Annotated in this window: 16 protein-coding genes; 10 read left to right on the top strand and 6 right to left on the bottom strand. The window is 70.3% G+C overall.

What is annotated here, in order from left to right; all coding sequences use genetic code 11:
• The first annotated feature begins 1 nt into the window (after position 1).
• Complete coding sequence (locus ABTU82_RS03265) at positions 2–880, top strand: FAD:protein FMN transferase (protein WP_407171712.1); 879 nt, start codon at positions 2–4, stop codon at positions 878–880.
• Positions 877–2,445 carry an FAD-dependent oxidoreductase gene (locus ABTU82_RS03260; RefSeq protein ID WP_407171710.1) on the top strand — a complete coding sequence of 523 codons (1,569 nt, stop codon included), beginning with the start codon at positions 877–879 and terminating at the stop codon, positions 2,443–2,445. The genes ABTU82_RS03265 and ABTU82_RS03260 overlap by 4 nt, the downstream gene beginning before the upstream one ends.
• Before the next feature lie 131 nt (positions 2,446–2,576).
• On the opposite strand, the gene ABTU82_RS03255 is transcribed toward ABTU82_RS03260, so the two are convergent.
• Together ABTU82_RS03255 and ABTU82_RS03250 are read right to left on the bottom strand one after the other, a co-directional pair.
• Positions 2,577–3,950 carry a sensor histidine kinase gene (locus tag ABTU82_RS03255; RefSeq protein ID WP_240606803.1) on the bottom strand — a complete coding sequence of 458 codons (1,374 nt, stop codon included), beginning with the start codon at positions 3,948–3,950 and terminating at the stop codon, positions 2,577–2,579.
• Positions 3,951–4,018: 68 nt separating this feature from the next.
• Positions 4,019–4,753, bottom strand: coding sequence for a response regulator transcription factor (locus ABTU82_RS03250; RefSeq protein ID WP_116646133.1), 735 nt, complete (start codon positions 4,751–4,753; stop codon positions 4,019–4,021).
• 162 nt (positions 4,754–4,915) lie between these two features.
• Here ABTU82_RS03250 and ABTU82_RS03245 point away from each other — a divergent pair, with 162 nt between their 5' ends.
• Entirely contained in the window at positions 4,916–6,355 is a 1,440-nt protein-coding gene (locus ABTU82_RS03245; RefSeq protein ID WP_407171708.1) for an ABC transporter permease, read from the top strand.
• 41 nt (positions 6,356–6,396) lie between these two features.
• The gene (locus tag ABTU82_RS03240) at positions 6,397–7,125 is read left to right on the top strand and encodes an ABC transporter ATP-binding protein (protein WP_407171706.1); all 729 of its coding nucleotides are present in this window, start codon (positions 6,397–6,399) and stop codon (positions 7,123–7,125) included.
• 110 nt (positions 7,126–7,235) lie between these two features.
• Here the strand turns inward: ABTU82_RS03240 and gndA are convergent, their stop codons facing one another.
• Both gndA and ABTU82_RS03230 read right to left on the bottom strand, forming a co-directional pair.
• Positions 7,236–8,831, bottom strand: a complete 1,596-nt coding sequence (gndA, locus tag ABTU82_RS03235; protein WP_116646135.1) for an NADP-dependent phosphogluconate dehydrogenase — start codon at positions 8,829–8,831, stop codon at positions 7,236–7,238.
• 28 nt (positions 8,832–8,859) lie between these two features.
• Complete coding sequence (locus ABTU82_RS03230; RefSeq protein ID WP_240606751.1) at positions 8,860–9,600, bottom strand: FadR/GntR family transcriptional regulator; 741 nt, start codon at positions 9,598–9,600, stop codon at positions 8,860–8,862.
• A gap of 151 nt (positions 9,601–9,751) precedes the next feature.
• On the opposite strand from ABTU82_RS03230, the gene ABTU82_RS03225 reads away from it, so the two are divergent.
• From ABTU82_RS03225 to ABTU82_RS03210, 4 genes are read left to right on the top strand one after another with little or no spacing between them, the layout of a single operon-like run.
• Positions 9,752–11,143 (top strand): GntP family permease, encoded by a 1,392-nt coding sequence (locus ABTU82_RS03225; RefSeq protein ID WP_116646136.1) that lies wholly within the window; start codon positions 9,752–9,754, stop codon positions 11,141–11,143.
• A gap of 19 nt (positions 11,144–11,162) precedes the next feature.
• A complete protein-coding gene (locus tag ABTU82_RS03220; protein WP_407171702.1) occupies positions 11,163–11,930 on the top strand; it encodes an SDR family oxidoreductase in 768 nt (255 codons plus the stop codon).
• A gap of 31 nt (positions 11,931–11,961) precedes the next feature.
• Positions 11,962–12,978 carry an L-idonate 5-dehydrogenase gene (locus tag ABTU82_RS03215; protein ID WP_407171701.1) on the top strand — a complete coding sequence of 339 codons (1,017 nt, stop codon included), beginning with the start codon at positions 11,962–11,964 and terminating at the stop codon, positions 12,976–12,978.
• A gap of 17 nt (positions 12,979–12,995) precedes the next feature.
• Positions 12,996–14,534, top strand: coding sequence for a gluconokinase (locus tag ABTU82_RS03210; protein ID WP_407171700.1), 1,539 nt, complete (start codon positions 12,996–12,998; stop codon positions 14,532–14,534).
• A 4-nt stretch (positions 14,535–14,538) separates the two neighbouring features.
• Here ABTU82_RS03210 and ABTU82_RS03205 read toward each other — a convergent pair whose 3' ends face one another.
• On the bottom strand, positions 14,539–14,667 hold the full coding sequence (locus ABTU82_RS03205) for a hypothetical protein (RefSeq protein WP_276308324.1): 129 nt from the start codon (positions 14,665–14,667) through the stop codon (positions 14,539–14,541).
• 245 nt (positions 14,668–14,912) lie between these two features.
• On the opposite strand from ABTU82_RS03205, the gene ABTU82_RS03200 reads away from it, so the two are divergent.
• Together ABTU82_RS03200 and pth are read left to right on the top strand one after the other, a co-directional pair.
• Positions 14,913–15,545 carry a 50S ribosomal protein L25/general stress protein Ctc gene (locus ABTU82_RS03200; protein WP_116646140.1) on the top strand — a complete coding sequence of 211 codons (633 nt, stop codon included), beginning with the start codon at positions 14,913–14,915 and terminating at the stop codon, positions 15,543–15,545.
• Between the two features lie 126 nt (positions 15,546–15,671).
• Complete coding sequence (gene pth, locus ABTU82_RS03195; RefSeq protein WP_116646141.1) at positions 15,672–16,256, top strand: aminoacyl-tRNA hydrolase; 585 nt, start codon at positions 15,672–15,674, stop codon at positions 16,254–16,256.
• A 76-nt stretch (positions 16,257–16,332) separates the two neighbouring features.
• Here the strand turns inward: pth and ABTU82_RS03190 are convergent, their stop codons facing one another.
• On the bottom strand, positions 16,333–16,872 hold the full coding sequence (locus tag ABTU82_RS03190) for a hypothetical protein (protein ID WP_116646142.1): 540 nt from the start codon (positions 16,870–16,872) through the stop codon (positions 16,333–16,335).
• Positions 16,873–16,995 lie beyond the last annotated feature (123 nt).

The raw sequence follows: 16,995 nt of genomic DNA, 5'->3' as shown, positions 1-16,995 counted from the left end.
CGTGAGCAGCGCGACTCCCACCCGCGCGGTGTGGTCGTTCGAGGCGATCGGCACGGTGTGGTCGATCGAGACCGACGCCCCGCTCGATCATGGGGTGCGCCGTGAGGTCGAGACCGTGATCGACGCGTTCGACCGCGACTGGTCGCGGTTCCGCGACGACTCGGTCGTGTCTCGATTGGCCGGCGCAGGAGGCTCTGCTCCCGTTCCGCCCGATGCCGCCGCGATGCTCGACGTCTACACCGAGCTCGACACGGCCACGCGAGGGGCGGTGAACCCGCTCGTGGGCGCATCGCTCGCCCGCCTGGGCTATGACGCGCGGTACTCGCTCGCCGCGCAGGGCGACCCGGTCGCGGCGCCCGAGCAGTGGCGCGAGATCGTGCGGTGGGATGCCGGCACCCTCGCGGTGGCCGCACCCGCGACGATCGACGTGGGTGCTCTGGGTAAAGGGCGGCTGGTCGACCTCGTGACCGATGTCGTCTCGCGCGCCGTCGACGGCGGTTTCGTCGTCGACGGCGGCGGCGACCTCGCCGTGCGCGGGACCGCTCAGCGGATCGGGTTGGAGCATCCGTACGATCCGCGCCGCGTCATCGGCGTCGTGACGGTGGCGGATGCTGCGCTGTGCGCCTCGGCCGTCACCCGCCGCGCCTGGGGCGAGGGGCTGCACCACGTGCTCGACGCGCGGACGGGCGCCCCCGTGCGCGCGTACGCGGCGACGTGGGCGATCGCCCCCGACGCCCTGCACGCCGACGCGCTCGCGACGGCGCTGTTCTTCGACGGCGGGCCCGAGCTCGCCGCTTCCTGGGGAGCCCACTGGGTTCGAATGCGCACGGACGGCCGCGTGGAGTGGTCGCCGGGCAGTGAGGCAGAGTTGTTCACGTGATCGCCACCCTCGTCGCGGGTTCTTCCCGCGTTCTCGCCGTCCTCGGACGCGTCTCGATGTACCGACTCGTGATGATGTCGCTCGCCGTGCTGGCCGCGCTGTCGTTCGTGCTGTCGTTCTTCGACCTCGTCGGCCCCGGGCCGTTCGAGATCCTCGTCACGGCGGTCGTGCTCGCCCTCGCGTGCGCGGGCACCGACCTCGCCGCGCAGAGCGTGCTGCGCCTCCCTCGACGCTTCGAGTCGTCATTCATCACCGCGGCGATCCTCCTGTTCGTGCTGCGTCCGACGCTCGAGCCGATCGCGATCCTGGGCGTCGTGCTCGCCGCGGTCGCCGCATCCCTCTCCAAGTACGTGCTCGTCTGGCGAGGCCGTCACATCTTCAACCCCGCGGCCGTCGGCGCCACGGTGCTGACCTTCGTCAGCGTTCTCGCCCCCGACCTGGGCGCCTCGTCGTGGTGGGTGGGCACCCCCGTGCTCGCGGCGCCCGTCGTCGTGCTGGGGGTCGCGATCCTCTGGCGAACCGAGAAGCTGCGCATGGTGGTGGGTTTCTGGATCGTGGCGACGGCGGTCGCCTTCCTTCGCACGTCGTCGCAGTACCAGGCGATCGGCGAGACGATCGACCCGGGCGTGCTGCTCACCCAGGTCGCGTTCTCCTCGCCGTTCCTCTTCCTCGGCGCCTTCATGCTGTCCGAGCCGCTGACCATGCCGCCGCGTCGATGGCAGCAGTACACCGTCGCCGTCGTCGTCGGCGTCTTCGCCGGGTGGCCCATCCCGGTCGACCTCGGCATCGGCACCGTCACGCTCGGTCAGGAGCGCGCGCTCCTCATCGGCAACCTGCTCGCGTTCTTCTTCGCCCTCCGCGCGGCGGTGCGTCTGACGCTCGAGCGCCGACGCGACCTGACCCCCACCGTGCGCGAGCTCACGTTCGAGGCGAAGCGCCCGTTCGCGTTCCGCCCCGGGCAGTACCTCGAGCTCGACGTCCCTCACACGCACCCCGATGCGCGGGGAACGCGGCGCGAGTTCTCGATCGCCTCGGCTCCCGAAGACCTGCCGATGGTGCGGATCGCGTTCAAGGAGGGGTCGAAGAGCAGCTTCAAGCGCGCCCTCGCCGAGGTCGCGCCGGGCTCGCCGCTGGCTGTCACGGGCGTGTGGGGCGACTTCCTGCTGCCCGTGAAGTCGTCGTCACCGGTGCTGCTGGTGGCCGCGGGGATCGGCGTGACGCCCTTCGTGTCGCAGTTGCGTCACCTCGTCGCCACCGACCAGGACCGCGACATCGTGCTCGTCTACGTCGCCTCGTCGGCGGACGAACTGGCCTTCCGCGACGATATCGTCGCCGCGGGCATCCCCGTCGTGGTCTTCACGCGCGACGAGCCGGCCGATCTACCCCCGCGCTGGACGTGGGCCGGCCGCAGCACCCGCCTCGACTCCGACGGCCTCATCCGCGCGGTCCCCGACATCGAGGGCCGTCATGCCTACATCTCGGGTCCGCCCGCGCTGATCGCCGACCTCGCGCCGGCTCTGGGGCGCGCTCGCTCGCTGACCACCGACGCCTTCGCGGGTTACTGACCCCGCCGCCCCGCCGCTCACGTGCGCGAGCACACGGGTTCGGTTCGTGCGCACGGGGTGGTGCCGGTCGTAGAGCGTGCGCTCGGGCGCAGAGCGTGTGCTCGCGGGGAGGGCGGGGCGGATGCTGCGCGTCAGGCGGGGTCGGACGGCTTCGCCGGCAGGCGCACCTCGAAGGTGGTGTCGCCGGGAACGCTGCTGACGGAGATGGTGCCCGCGTGGGCCTCGACGATGGCGCGGGCGATCGAGAGGCCGAGGCCGGTGCCGCCGGTCTTGCGTGCCCGCGAACGGTCGGCACGGGAGAACCGCTCGAACAGTTCGTCGGCGACCGCGGGGTCGACCCCGGGTCCGTCGTCGTGCACGCGCAGCACCGCCTCACCGCCGTCGCGGCGAACCGAGACGGTGACGGTCGTGCCCTCGGGCGTGTGGGTGCGCGCGTTGGCGAGGAGGTTCGCGACCACCTGGTGCAGGCGCGACGTATCTCCGGCGAGATGGACGGGCTCGTCGGGCACGTCGATCTCCCACCTGTGGCCGCGACCGGCGGGTCGGGCGTCGCCGACCGCTTCGAGGGCGAGCTGAGTGAGGTCGACGGTTCCGTAGACGAGCTCCTGCCCCTCGTCGAGGCGTGCGAGGAGGAGGAGGTCCTCGACCAGGGTCGTCATGCGCAGCGACTGCGCCTGGATGCGGGAGAGCGCTTCGTGGGAGGTGTCGCTCAGCGTGCGGTCGCGCAGCGACAGTTCCGAATAGCCCCGGATCGATGCCAGCGGGGTGCGGAGCTCGTGGCTGGCATCGGCGACGAACCGCCGCATGAGCTCCTCGTTCTGCTGGCGGGCCGACAACGACGCATCCACGTGGTCGAGAAGACTGTTGAGCGCGGCGCCCACCTGGCCGATCTCGGTGCGATCATCGGTCTGCTCGTCGGGCACGCGCTCGGTGATCGACACCTCGCCCTGATCCATGCGCACCGACGCGACGCGCTGCGCCGTCTCGGCAACGGCGCGCAGCGGTTTCAGACCCGCTCGGATGACAATGGCGATGATCGACCCGAGGAGCACGAGCCCGCCGGCGGTGACGAGAGCGATCGTGGTGAGGATCTGAGCGATCGTCGAGGTCACGTCGGTCAGCGGCAGTCCGAGGACGGCCGATCCCGTGCTGGCCACCCGGTACTCGCCGAGCCCGGGCAGGTCGATGACCTCCGACGCCGGGGCACCCACGAGAGCGTTGACGACGTCGTCGATCTGGTCGGCGTCGAGCTCGCGAACGGTGTCGCCGTCGACATACGCGCCGGTGACACCGGCGAAGTTCGACACGACCAGCACCGTGCCGGGCTCGAAGAACCCGGCCCTGAGCACCGCGCTGGCCGTACTCTGCGGGCCGAACCGCAGCTCCTGCGTCTGCGACTGCACCTTCGTCTGCAGATTCTCCTGCAGCACGTTGCTGAGGATCGCGCTCGTGCCCAGAGCGATGCTCGCCAGGATGATGGCGACCATGCCGATGATCGCCATCATGAGTCGAGCCTGCAGGCTGTAGGCGTGCCCGCGGCGCGTCGTCGTGGTCGCTTCGGCGGTGTCGGCCGTCACTGCGGTGCTTTGATCATGTAGCCCACGCCCCGGACGGTGTGGATCAGCGGTTCGCGACCGGAGTCGATCTTCTTGCGGAGGTAGGAGATGTAGAGCTCCACCACGCTGGATCGGCCGCCGAAGTCGTAGTTCCACACGCGGTCGAGGATCTGAGCCTTCGATACGACGCGACGCTGATTGCGCATGAGGTAGCGCAGCAGTTCGAACTCGGTCGCCGTCAGGTCGATCGACGTCCCCGCACGGGAGACCTCGTGGCTGTCCTCGTTCAGCGAGAGGTCGCCCACGTGAAGGATCGGTTCGCCGCCCCCGGCGAACGCCGTGCCCGCACGTCGCATCAGTCCACGCAGGCGCGCGACGACCTCCTCCAGGCTGAACGGCTTCGTGACGTAGTCGTCGCCGCCCGCGGTCAGGCCCGCCACGCGATCGGAGACGGCGTCCTTCGCGGTGAGGAAGAGCACCGGCACGTCGTTGCCCGAATGGCGCAGCCGCTGCAGCACGGCCATGCCGTCGAGGTCGGGCATCATGACGTCGAGCACCATGGCGTCGGGGGCGAAGTCGCGTGCGGCCTGAAGCGCCTGCAGGCCCGACGCGGCGGTCTGCACGTCCCAGCCCTCCATCCGCAGTGCCATCGACAGGAGGTCGGTGAGCATCTGCTCGTCGTCGACGACGAGCACGCGCAGCGCAGAGCCGTCAGGGCGGGTGAGGGCGGGGGAGGCGACGGTCGCGGTCATGCACTCATTGTGCTCGCCCACCTATGTGGTTCCTATGGCGAATGTTATGGCTGCGCTGTGAATCCGATCTCATCGTGTTTCCACACGTCCGCCACACGCACGGCATGAGTGCGCTTCCTACCGTCGGGGGGACGGCGGCATCCGGTCGCCGGAAGGAGACACATGTACTGGACGTACCTGCGCCGCGAGCTCGTCGGGCGTAAGAAACACACCATCATCGTGGCTGCGGGGCTCGCGATAGCGATCGCCCTCGTCATCGTCGTCGCTTCGCTCTCTGCCGGCGTCCGCGATGCCCAGACCCGGGCACTCGCCGCGGTCTACGGTGTCGGCACCGACCTCACCGCCACGGGTGCGTCGGTCGAGGCCGGCCAGGGAGGGGGCTCGCGCTTCGACTTCGGCCAGGACGACGGCGAGACCGTAGACGGCACGACCAGCCTCAGCCAGTCGCGCCTGATGACCGACATGATGCGGGGCACGCTCGACGCCGCTGCCGTCGACACCGTGGCCGCGCTCGATGGTGTGGCCGCCGCATCCGGGGCCCTGTCGCTTACGAACACCACCTTCTCGGGCGAGATGCCCGATATGTCGCAGATGGGCGAGGGAGAAGACCCCGGTCGGCCGCCCGCGGGCGGCGCGGACGGCGCCGGGGGCAGCGCCTTCGACATCCAGTCGTTCAGCGTGCTCGGGATCGACCCCGCCGCATCCGGGGTCGGTCCGCTGTCATCGGTCGCCGTCACCGACGGACGGGGGCTGGATGCTTCGGACGCGGGCACGAACGTCGCCGTGGTCGACGGCAGCTACGCCGCGACGAGTGCGCTCGCCGTGGGCGACACGATCGACGTCGGCGGCACCGCGATGCAGATCGTGGGCCTGGTCTCGTCGACGTCGTCTGATGCGGACACGGCGGCGAACGTCTATCTGCCGCTCGACGTGGCGCAGACGCTCGCGGGAGTGGGCGAGGTCGTCTCGACCGTCTACGTGCGGGCGGCGTCGGCCGACGGCATCGGCGCGGTCCAGACCGAGATCCGGTCGGCGCTCCCCGACGCGACGGTCAGCTCGCAGTCGGAGCTCGCCTCCACGGTCTCGGGATCGCTCACCAGCGCCTCGTCGCTCGTGTCGAACCTCGGCACCTGGCTGCCGGTGCTGGTTCTCCTCGTCGCGCTCGTGCTGGCCGTGCTCTTCACGATCTCGGGGGTCTCGCGCCGCACGCGGGAGTTCGGCACCCTCAAGGCGATCGGGTGGTCGAACGGACGCGTGGTCGGACAGGTGGCGGGGGAGTCGCTCGTGCAGGGGCTCATCGGCGGCGTGGCGGGGCTCGTCATCGGCCTGGCGAGCATCGCCGTGATCAACGTCGTCTCGCCGACGATCTCGTCCGCTCCCGAGACGACGACGGTCGGCCCCGGCGGGATGGGAGCCGGCGGCGGGCCCTTCGGGCAGGCAGCGACGCAGGTCGCCGACGTCGTGCTCGACGCTCCGCTGACCCCGTGGATCATCGTGGCCGCCGTCGGTCTCGCTGTCGGGGGCGGACTCGTCGCGGGAGCGTTCGGCGGCTGGCGCGCCGCGCGCCTCAGCCCCGCAGAAGCACTGCGGTCGGTCGCATGAGACTCGACCGTCCGTTCGACACCTCAATCGGAGAAGAGAGCATGACCATCGCAGAGACCCCGAGCATCCCGTCCGACACCGACGAGCGCTCGCCGATCTACCGCCTCGCGGGGGTCACCCGCACCTACCGACAGCGCGAGCGCGTCGTCGCCGCGCTCGCGGGAGTCGATCTCGAGATCGAGCAGGGCGACTTCGTCACCATCCAGGGCCCGACGGGCGGTGGCAAGTCGACGCTGCTTCAGCTGCTCGGTGCGCTCGACCGCCCGACGGCCGGGTCGGTGCGGCTCGGCGAGGTCGACGTCGCCGCCGCATCGAATGCCGAGATCGGGCGCCTGCGTGCCACCCAGATCGGCTTCGTCTTCCAGGGGTTCAACCTCATCCCGACGCTGACCGCCACCGAGAACGTCGACATGGGTCTCGAGCCGCTCGGCCTCGGCGGCGACGAGCGTGCGACCCGGGTGGCCGAGGCGCTCGCGCAGGTCGGTCTCGCCGATCGGGCCGACCACCGGCCGGGGGAACTCTCGGGAGGTCAGCAGCAGCGCGTCGCGATCGCCCGGGCGGTGGCGAAGCGTCCACGGGTGCTGCTGGCCGACGAGCCGACGGGCAATCTCGACGAGCGGATGCGCGACGAGATCCTCTCGGTGCTGGAGGGGCTCAACGCGGCCGGCCTCACGCTCATCGTGGTGACGCACGATTCCGCGGTGGCCGCGCGCGCCCGTCGACGCCTGCGCCTCGATCGCGGCCAGGTCACCGACCTCACGCGCCGGTGACACAGGAACCGCGAGACGTCATCCCCGGCACGAGACAGCGGACTACGGTCGCAGTCTCGTATACGGAGTGACGTCTCGCGGTTCGGGCGTTCGCGCCGGGCGGCGCGGCGTCAGTGCGTGTCTTCGGCCTCGATCTCGCTGCGGTCGCCCGACCACAGCGTGTGGAAGGTGCCCGGCTTGTCGATGCGCTTGTACGTGTGCGCACCGAAGAAGTCGCGCTGGCCCTGGATGAGGGCGGCGGGAAGACGCTCGGCGCGGAGCCCGTCGTAGTACGCCAGCGACGACGAGAACGCCGGCGCCGGGATGCCCACTCGTGCGGACGTCGCGACGACGTCGCGCCAGGCGGACTGGCTGAGCTCGAGAGCTTCGACGAAGTACGGCGCCGTCAGCAGCACCGCGAGGTCGGGCGTCTCGGCATAGGCCTCGGTGATGCGGTTGAGGAACTGGGCGCGGATGATGCAGCCGCCGCGCCAGATGCCGGCGATGGCGCCGAGGTCGATCTTCCAGCCGTACTCGGCAGCGCCCGCGCGGATCTCGTCGAATCCCTGCGAGTAGGCGACGATCTTCGACGCCCACAGGGCGAGACGGATCTTCTCGATGAACTCGTCGGCGTCGTCCACCGCGAAGTCGCCCTCCGCCGACGGGCCGGGAAGCCCGCCCGAGATCTCGCGCTGCTCGGCGTGCGACGAGAGCGACCGGGCGAAGGTCGCCTCGGCGATGCCCGAGACGGGCACACCGAGCGAGAGGGCGGTCTGCACCGTCCACGCTCCCGTGCCCTTCGCGCCGGCCTGGTCGACGATCACATCGACGAGCGGGCGTCCTGTCGCCGCATCCGTCTGTCGGAGCACCTCGGCGGTGATCTCGATGAGGTACGACTCGAGCTCGCCGCGGTTCCACTCGGCGAAGATGTCGGCGATCTCGGCGGGGGACTTGCCGGTTCCGCGACGGATGAGGTCGTACGCCTCGGCGATCAGCTGCATGTCGGCGTACTCGATGCCGTTGTGCACCATCTTGACGAAGTGGCCGGCACCGTCGTGACCCACGTGGGTGACGCAGGGCTCGCCCTCGGCGATTGCGGCGATCGACGTGAGGATCGGGCCCAGGGTGACCCACGACTCATCGGAGCCGCCGGGCATGATCGAGGGGCCGAGGAGAGCGCCCTCCTCGCCGCCGGAGACGCCCATGCCGACGAAGTTGATGCCGGTCTCGCGGACGGCCTTCTCGCGGCGGATCGTGTCGGTGAACAGCGCGTTGCCGCCGTCGACGATGATGTCGCCCGGCTCGAAGACGCGCACGAGCTCGTCGATGACGGCGTCGGTGGGGCGGCCGGCCTTGACCATGATGATCGCCGCGCGGGGCTTCTGCAGGGTCGCCGCGAACTCCTCGTAGGAGAAGGCGGGTGCGAAGCCGGCCTCGGGGTGCGCCTGCACGAGGTGCTCGGTCTTGTCGGAGCTGCGGTTGTAGACCGCGACGGTGTTGCCCTCGCGGCTGGCGAGGTTGCGCGCGAGGTTCGATCCCATCACCGCGAGACCGACGACACCGATGTTCGCCTGCCCGCCGGTGGCGGGGGCGTCGACGCCGGCTTCGCCGACGGGGCGGCGGACGTTCTCCGAACCGGGGGCCGATTCGTGATCGGGGGCAGAATCCGGCCCGTCGGCCTGATCTTGCGAAAGGTGCTTCTGTGCGGACGTGGGGTCAGAGGACACGCGAACTCCTTGAAGTCTCGGAACCCCCTCAGGCTATCGGGATCGAACCGGGCACCGTCGACGGCTGCTGGAGCGCGCTGACCTCGTCGGCGACGAGCGACAGATGGTGCCGGGCCTCGCGCTCGGCGACGTCGACGTCGCCGGCCGCGACGGCTGCGGCGGTCGCGACGTGCGCTTCGAGCGTGCCGGGTCGCGGGTCGGAGGGGGTGAGCCCGTACGAGGTGCGTCCGCGCAGGATCTCGGTCACGGGACCTGCCATCTGGGCCAGGAGCGCGTTGCCGCTGGCCGTCAACAGCAGCGAGTGGTAGGCGATGTCGGCCGCGAGGTATTCGTCCGAATCGCCGAGGCCCGCAGCGCCCAGGTCGCTGAGGGCGGTTGCCGAACGCAGGAGTTCGGCCCGCTGCGCGGCGGTGGCGCGCTGAGCGGCGAGCCTCGCCGCGACCGGCTCGACGGCTTCGCGCAGATCCATGAGCTCGATCAGCTGATCGCGGCGCCGGGGGCCGTCGAGCGTCCACTGGATGACAGAGGCGTTCAGGTTGTCCCACTCGGTGCGTGGCTGCACGGTGATCCCCACCCGGCGACGGGATCGGACCAGCCCGTGGGTCTCGAGGACGCGCACCGCCTCCCGCACCACGGTGCGCGACGTGCCGAACTCCTCCTCGAGCCCGGCGAGCGTCAGCACGGTGCCCGCGGGCAGTGTGAGACCGGCGATCCGGCGTCCGAGTTCCTGCACGACACGGCTGTGCGAACCCTCGCGCATCCCGCTCATCAGGCCTCCGTTTGTAAAAGTACTATCTTTGTGGCAGCCTAACGGTGGCTTCCAGGGAAGCGCTCCGTCGAGGCGGTCCCCACCCTAGTCAGCCCCGGTCGCGCGGCGTCAGCCACCGGCCGGTCACCCTCGAATTCAACGGAGAATCCCCATGGAAGAGTGGACTCAGACACTCGGAGCGCTCCCGCTGCTCGGCATCGCCGCAGCAGCGATCGCGGTCATCCTGTTCTTGGTCATCGTCGTCAAGCTGCACGCGTTCCTCGTGCTCGTGCTGGTGTCGCTGCTGACCGCGCTCGCCACCGGTATCCCGACCGGTGAGATCTCGGGAGTGCTGGTCAGCGGGTTCGGAGGCACGCTCGGATCGGTGGCCCTCCTCGTGGGTCTCGGTGCGATGCTCGGCAGCCTCGTCGAATCCAGCGGCGGCGCCCGCGTGCTGGCAGAGAAGATGGTCGACGTCTTCGGCGAGAAGCGCGCGGCCTTCGCCCTCGGCATCGCTTCGCTGATCATCGGCTTCCCGATGTTCTTCGACGCCGGACTGATCGTCATGCTGCCGGTGGTCTTCGCCGTCGCGCGCCGCGTCGGCGGCAACAACCTGCTGCTGTACGGGATCTCCTCGGCGGCGGCGTTCTCGGTGATGCACATCTTCCTCCCGCCGCACCCGGGTCCGGTCACCGCGACGGAGTACTTCCAGGCCAACCTCGGCGTCGTCCTGCTCGTCGGCATGCTGGTCGCATTCCCGACCTGGTACATCTCCGGATACCTCTGGGCCAAGCGCGTCAACAAGCGCATCCCGATGCCCGTGCTGGCTCTGTTCGGTCGTCCGGAAGACGACGTGCAGGCGGTCAACCCGCCGAAGGCGGGCACGGTGATCGGCATCATCGCCGTCCCCATGCTGCTCATCTTCCTCAACACCGGACTCGACGCCCTCGGCTCGATCGGCGTCGTCGATCCGGCAGCGCTCTGGGTGCAGTTCCTGACGCTCATCGGCACCAGCCCCGTCGCCCTTCTGATCTCGGTGCTCGTCGCCCTCGTCGTCCTGGGCCGTGCCCGCGGCGTCGGCGGAAGCGCGCTGGAAAAGATCGTCGAGCGCTCGCTCGGTCCGATCTGCTCGGTGATCCTCATCACCGGTGCCGGCGGGATGTTCGGCGGCGTCCTGCGCGCCTCGGGCATCGGCGATGCGCTGTCGGGCACTCTCGCCGACCTGGGCCTCCCCGTCATCTTCGCCGCGTACCTCATCGCCGTGGTGCTGCGCCTCGCGCAGGGCTCCGCGACCGTCGCGCTGGTCACCTCCGCGGGTCTCGTCGCTCCCGCGGTGATCTCCGGAGACTTCAACCCCCTCGAGGTCGCGGCGATCACGCTCGCCGCCGCGGCCGGCTCGGTCTTCGCCGGACACGTCAACGACTCCGGGTTCTGGCTCGTCGGTCGCCTCATGGGTATGGACGTCAAGACGACGCTCAAGACCTGGACGGTGCAGCAGGGTCTCGAGTCGATCATCGGCTTCGTGCTCGTGCTGATCGTGTACGCCGTCGCCCAGCTGTTCTGACAGAAAGGCACCCCGAGAGATGAACGCGATGTTCGACCTCACCGGCAAGGCTGCCCTCGTCACGGGCTCGTCCCGTGGCCTGGGCCGCGCCCTCGCCCTCGCGCTGGCGGATGCGGGCGCCGACCTCGTGCTGCACGGGCGCGACGAGGCGGCGCTCGCGGAGTCCGCCGACCTGATCCAGGCGCGCAGCGGTCGCCGACCCGTGACGGTGACGTTCGACGTGACGGATGCCGCGGAGGTCGAGCACGCGATCGGCGGGCTCATCACCGCTCACGGCGTGCCCGACATCCTGGTGAACAATGCGGGGGTCCAGCGGCGTGCGCCGTTCGCCGAGTTCCCCGTCGCAGACTGGGACGCCGTGATCGCGTCGAACCTCTCGAGCGTCTTCTACGTGTCGCGCTTCCTCGCGCCCGCGATGATCGAGCGGGGGTCGGGCAAGATCATCAACATCGCGTCGGTGCAGTCGATGCTGGCCCGGCAGACGATCGCGCCCTACTCGGCGAGCAAGGGCGGGGTCGCGCAACTCAGCCGGGGAATGGCGGCCGACCTCGCGCGGCACAACATCCAGGTCAATACGCTCTCGCCGGGGTACTTCGCGACGGAGATGAACTCCGCACTCGTCGCCGACGCGGAGTTCTCGGCGTGGGTCGAGCAGCGCACCCCGGCTCAGCGCTGGGGGCGTCCCGAAGAGCTGGCGGGCACGCTCCTTTATCTCTCGTCGTCGGCGAGCGATTTCGTCAGCGGGCAGAACATCTTCGTCGACGGCGGCATGACCTCCGTCGTCTGATCACCCCCGTCCCGTCACGAAAGGAACGACCATGAGATCGGTCGTCATCACCGGCAAGCTCGACCTCGACGTCGTCGACGCCCCCGAGCCGCAGCCGGCCGCGGGGCAGGTGCGCATCCGGGTCGACTTCGTCGGGATCTGCGGGTCTGACCTGCACTACTACTTCGAGGGTGCCAACGGCGCGTTCGTCGTGGAGGAGCCGCTCGTCCCCGGCCACGAGCTCTCGGGTCGCGTCGACCTCGACCCCCGCGGCGTCCTGGCTCCGGGAACCCCGGTCACGGTGCACCCGGCGCGGTTCGGCACGCCGACGAAGGGGACAGAGGGCGAGCCTCACCTCTGGCCGGGGGGCTCGTACCTCGGCAGCGCGTCGACGCGCCCGCACACCCAGGGCGCGATGAGCGAACTGCTCGTCGTCGAGGCCGACATGGTGCGGGTGCTCCCCGCCGACCTTCCCGTACGTCGCGCCGTGCTCGCGGAGCCCCTGGCCGTGGCGCTCCACGCGATCACGCGCGTCGGCGACATCACCGGCTCGCGGGTGCTCGTGTCGGGCGCCGGACCGATCGGACTCCTGACCGCCGCCGCGGCCCGCGCACGCGGGGCCGAGCACGTGACGGTGTCGGACGTGCTCGCCGAGCCGCTCCGCCGGGCCACCGGCCTCGGAGCCGACGCCGTCGTGCGCATCGGCGAGCAGCCCCTGCCCGACGAGGCCTTCGACGTGGTCTTCGAGTGTTCGGGCGCCGCCCCGGCGATCTCCGCCGCGCTCGCCGCCGTCCGGCGACGTGGCACGGTGGTGCAGGTCGGGATGGTGCCGAACGAGCCGAAACCGCTCAACATCGCGCCCCTGATCTCGAAGGAGGTCGCCCTCCTCGGCGTGTTCCGGTTCCACGACGAGATCGACGACGCCGTCCGGCTCCTGGCGCAGCATCCGCAGATCGAGGCCGTCATCACGCACGTGCTTCCCGTCGACGACGCCGTGCGGGCGTTCGAGATCGCCAAGGACTCCACGGCGAGCGGCAAGGTCGTCGTCGAGCTCTCCGCCGGCCGCTGACCTGGGAGGATCTGACCATGACGGATGCTGCGGACCTGGTCATCGGGCTCGACCTCGGAACGACGAGCACCAAGGCCGTGGCCTTCGCGGTCGACGGCACCCAGGTGGCCACCGCATCGCACGGGTACGCCCTCGACACCCCATACCCCGGGTATGCGGTGCAGGACCCGGAAGCCATCCTCGAAGCCGCCTATGCCGCCGTGCGCGACGTCGTGGCGGTGACGGGCGCCGCCCGGATCGCGGGCATCTCGTTCTCGTCGGCGATGCACAGCCTCCTCGCCCTCGACGCGGCGTACCGGCCTCTGACGCCCGTCGTCACCTGGGGCGACACGCGCGCCGGCGTCCATGCCGAACGTCTCCGGGCCCAACCGGGCGGTCTCGCACTGCACCGGCGCACGGGTACCCCGCTGCACCCGATGTCGCCCCTGCCCAAGCTGGTGTGGTTCCGCGAGGTCGAGCCGAAGCTCCACGAGGAGACGGCGTTCTGGGTGGGCATCAAGGACTGGCTGCTCGTGCGCATGTGCGGCGCGCTCGTCGTCGACCACTCGCTCGCCTCCGCCAGCGGCCTCATGAACATCCACACGCTCGCCTGGGACGACGAGGCCCTGTCGATCGCCGGGATCTCGGTGGAGCAGCTCCCCGAACTCGTCCCCACCCGTCACGTGCTGCGGGGCATCACCGAGGAGGCCAGCGTCGCGATGCGCCTTCCCGCCGACACGGCGGTGGTCGTCGGCGCCGGTGACGGTCCGCTCGCGAACCTCGGCGTCGGAGCGGTCGGCCCGGGTGTCGCCGCGTGCTCGATCGGGACGAGCGGAGCCCTTCGCGTCGGAGTCGACAAGCCCGCGGTCGATCCTCAGGGCGGGGTGTTCTGCTACGCGCTCACCGAGGATCGCTGGGTTGTCGGCGGGGCGATCAACAACGGCGGCGCGACCCTCGACTGGGTGCGCACGCTCCTCGCGCCCGAGATCGCCGCGGGCGAGGAGGCCGAGCTGCTCGAACTCGCCGCCCGCGCCCAGCCGGGTTCCGGTGGGCTGATCATGCTGCCGTACTTGCTCAGTGAACGCGCCCCGCATTGGAGTGCGCTTCCCAAGGGCGCCTACATCGGGCTGTCGCGAGCGCACACCCGTGAGCACCTGATCCGGGCGGCGCTGGAGGGGGTCTGCCTGCAGCTCGCGCTCGTGCTGCAGTCGATGCGTGCCGCGGGGCTCGAGATCACGCAGGTGCGTGCCACCGGGGGAGTGATGAAGAGCGACGTCTGGCGCGACGTGCTCGCCGCGGCGCTCGACATCCGCGTCGACTTCGCCGAGGGGCAGGAAGGATCGAGCTTCGGAGCAGCCCTCCTCGGGATGGAGGCGCTCGGATTGATCGACTCGATCGATGTCGCCGCCGACCTCATCCCTGTCGATGACCACGTACGGCCCGATCCGACCGCAGCATCCGTCTACCGACAGCTGCAGCCGGTGTTCGGCGCGCTCTACGACCAGCTCGTACCCACGTTCGCCAGCCTGCGGCGGCTCGCGCCGTCGCTGCCGGTCGAATTGCGCGAGCGGCCCTGATCGGTCAGGGCTTGCGGTAGCCCTGTCGTCCCATCGAGAACAGTGCCGCGATCAGGCCCACTCCGCCGACCGCGGCGATGCCGCCGACGATCCACAGCATGACGTAGGAGAAGAAGTGAGCGTCCAGGTCCAAGGGGTCCTCCGGAAGGGATCGGGTGCGTCTTCATCGTACCGTCGCCGCTGATAGACTCTGTGCTTGAACTTCGGCGAGGGATGCCCACGTCGCCCGCGAGGGTGATCGCAGCATCCGTGATCGACGCAGTGAAGCAGGCTCACGGCTTTCCTCACGCGCTCGCGTTCGAGTCGAATCCACCCCAGACCACAAGCACTGGGCAGTACCCGTGAACTGCGGGCCGCACGCCCACGAGGAGAACAACCATGTCGGAAGACAACAAGGTCAGCGCCGAGCTGCGCGAGAACTTCGGCAAGGGCTTCGCCCGTCGCCTGCGCGCCGAGGGCAAGATCCCCGCCGTCATCTACGGTCACGGCACCGACCCGAAGCACGTCTCGCTGCCCGGCCACCAGGTCTCGCTGCTCATCCGCCGCGCCAACGCGCTGCTCGAGCTCGACATCGCCGGCACGCCCGAGCTCGCCCTGGTCAAGGACGTGCAGAAGGACCCCGTGCGGCAGATCATCGAGCACATCGATCTGCTCGTGGTCAAGAAGGGCGAGAAGGTCTCGGTCGACGTCCCGATCTACGTCGTCGGCGAGCCCGCCCCCGGAACCATCGCGAATCTCGAGGGCAACACCGTGTCGCTCGAGGTCGAGGCCACCCACATCCCCCAGAACCTCGAGGTCAGCGTCGAGGGTCTCGAGGACGGCACGCACATCACCGCGGCCGACCTGAAGCTTCCCCGCGGCGCCGTCCTCGCCGGCGACCCCGAGGCGCTCATCATCGCCGTCTCCGTCCCGGCCGCGACCCTCGCCGCCGAAGATGAGATCGCCGAGATCGACGCCGCCGTCTCGGCCGCACAGGCACTCGAGTCGGCCGACGAAGAAGCATCCGAGTAAGAGCAATCCTCGCCCGCCGCGGTCCTCGACTCCGTCGAGGGGCCGAGGCGGATCGGAGAGACGAGGGGGCGCCCGGTGCGCCCCCTCGTTTCGTTTCCGGGTATCGGTTCGTTGGAGGATGAGGGCATGGCAGACACGTGGCTGGTGGTCGGACTCGGCAACCCCGGACCCCGGTACGAGGCGACCCGGCACAACATCGGGCAGCTCGTCGTCGATGAGCTCGCGGCCCGGCGCCGCGAGACGTTCCGCGCGCACAAGTCGCACGCGCGAGTCGTCGAGACATGGCTGCGGCCCGGTGCAGCCAAGCTCGTGCTCGCCAAGCCCGACAGCTTCATGAACGTCTCCGGCGGGCCCGTCTCGTCGCTGGCGAAGTTCTACGGCGTCCAGCCGGAGCGCGTCGTCATCGTGCACGACGAGCTCGATATCCCGTTCGACACGATCAAGCTGAAGACCGGCGGCGGGCACGGCGGGCACAACGGCGTCCGCGACGTTGCGAAGGCGCTCGACACCCCTGACTTCCCGCGCGTGCGCGTGGGCATCGGCCGCCCTCCCGGGCGGCAGGATGCGGCGGATTGGGTGCTGGATCCGTTCGGCGCGGCCGAACGCAAGACCCTGCCGATCCTCGTGGGCGATGCCGCCGACGCGGTGGAGCAGCTGGTCGCCGAGGGGCTCGTCGCGGCTCAGCAGCGCTTCCACGCCCCGCGCGCCTGAGGCCCGGCGCCTCGCGCCCGCTCATGACAAAGGCCCCGCCTCCCGGAGGAGACGGGGCCTTCTCGGCGCGTGGGCGTCAGGCGCTGATGTACGGAGCGGCGCCCGCGGCGAAGCCGACGCCCCAGATGATGGAGACGATCACACCGCCGACGACGGCGACGATGATCGCGGCGATGCCCCAGCCGCGGCCGCGCTTCTTCACGACGGCGACGATGCCCTGGATGAAGCCCCAGAGCGCCAGCACACCGAAGACGGCGAACCCGGCGACGGTCAGCAGTCCGCCGGAGGCGGCGATCTGCTGTGCGGCCGGCGGCAGATCGTTCGCATCGACGGTGCCCGAAGTGCCCGTGTACTCGATCAGGGTGCCCAGGCTCTGTCCGCCGAGGTACGTCACGATCGATCCGATGACCACGGCGGCGAGGGCGACGACGAACGCGATCACGCCGAGCTTGTTCGACCCCTTCGGCTGTTCCGTCGGGTAGTCGGACGGCGCTGCCGGGTAGGAGCCGGGGGCGGAGTACTGGGGAGCGGGCGGCGGCGCGGAGGCTCCCGGTGTCGGGGGCTGGTACGCGGGCTGCGAACCCTGCGGCTCGGGGGCGGGCGGGACGTTGCTCATGGCTACTCCTGGCTGTCGGCGAGCGGGGTACAGCCGCAAAATGGCTGTGAACCCGTCAGTCTAGGGTCCCCGGTGGAATCGAGCCAGGGCACTTCGGACCCTCGCGTCACAGACCGTCGCGCC

This window comes from Microbacterium deferens, from assembly GCF_045517775.1.
In the GTDB taxonomy this organism is placed as follows: domain Bacteria; phylum Actinomycetota; class Actinomycetes; order Actinomycetales; family Microbacteriaceae; genus Microbacterium.
The sequence above is the reverse complement of the archived record's forward strand: the minus strand, read 5'-3'. Positions and strand labels throughout refer to the sequence as shown.